Here is a 756-nt window from a genome sequence, read left to right as displayed (position 1 = left end):
ATTCCCTCCCCTCAAGGGGGAGGGAGGCGATGGAACCGCTAGATCAGAGTGAGGTATGATCTCCATGGACCTTGCCCCGCTCATTGCCCCGATCATGCTTACGGCGCTGCTGGCGCTGAGCGTCACGGCGATCCTGGTGGTGATCGGGACGCCGATTGCCTATTGGCTGGCGCATGGGCGCTGGGCGGGCAAGGAGATCGTCGGCGCGCTGGTGACGCTGCCGCTGGTGCTGCCGCCGACCGTGCTGGGCTTCTACCTGCTGCTGGCGCTGGGGCCGCATGGGCCGGGCGGGGCGCTGGCCGGGCTCTGGGGCGCGCGCACCCTGGCCTTTTCCTTTCCGGGCCTGGTCATCGGCCTGGTGATCGCCTCGCTGCCCTTCATGGTGCAGCCCCTGCGCAATGGCTTCGCCGCCATCGAGAGCGAGGTGATCGAGGCCGGCCGCACCCTGGGCGCCTCGCGGCGGCAATTGTTCTTCCGGGTGATCCTGCCGCTGGCGCGGCCGGGCTACCTGGCCGGCGGCATCATGGCCTTTGCCCATAGCGTGGGGGAATTCGGCGTGGTGCTGATGATCGGCGGCAATATTCCGGGCCAGACCAAGGTGCTCTCCATCGCCATCTACGATTTCGTCGAGCGGCTGGAATGGGACAAGGCGCATCTGCTGGCCGGGGGCATGGTGGCGTTCGGCTTCGTGGTGGTGCTGGCGGTGCTGGTGGTGAACCGGCGGGGGATGGCGGGGGGATGAATATGGGCGTGGGG

1 protein-coding gene is annotated in these 756 nt (G+C 68.1%); it reads left to right on the top strand.

Annotated features, from left to right (window positions below; all coding sequences use genetic code 11):
- Window positions 1–55: 55 nt before the first annotated feature.
- Window positions 56–742 carry a molybdate ABC transporter permease subunit gene (gene modB, locus A3840_RS01755; RefSeq protein ID WP_425388830.1) on the top strand — a complete coding sequence of 229 codons (687 nt, stop codon included), beginning with the start codon at window positions 56–58 and terminating at the stop codon, window positions 740–742.
- The last annotated feature ends 14 nt before the right edge of the window (window positions 743–756 follow it).

Origin of the sequence: Devosia elaeis, from assembly GCF_001650025.1 — a bacterium.
GTDB classification, from domain to species: Bacteria; Pseudomonadota; Alphaproteobacteria; order Rhizobiales; family Devosiaceae; genus Devosia; species Devosia elaeis.
Note: the sequence above shows the minus strand (reverse complement) of the source record. Positions and strands in the feature narration are given on the sequence as shown.

Excerpts from the sequence above, each read along its gene's own strand:
- modB (WP_425388830.1), top strand. The coding sequence starts at position 56 with ATGATCTCCATGGACCTTGCCCCGCTCATTGCCCCGATCATGCTTACG.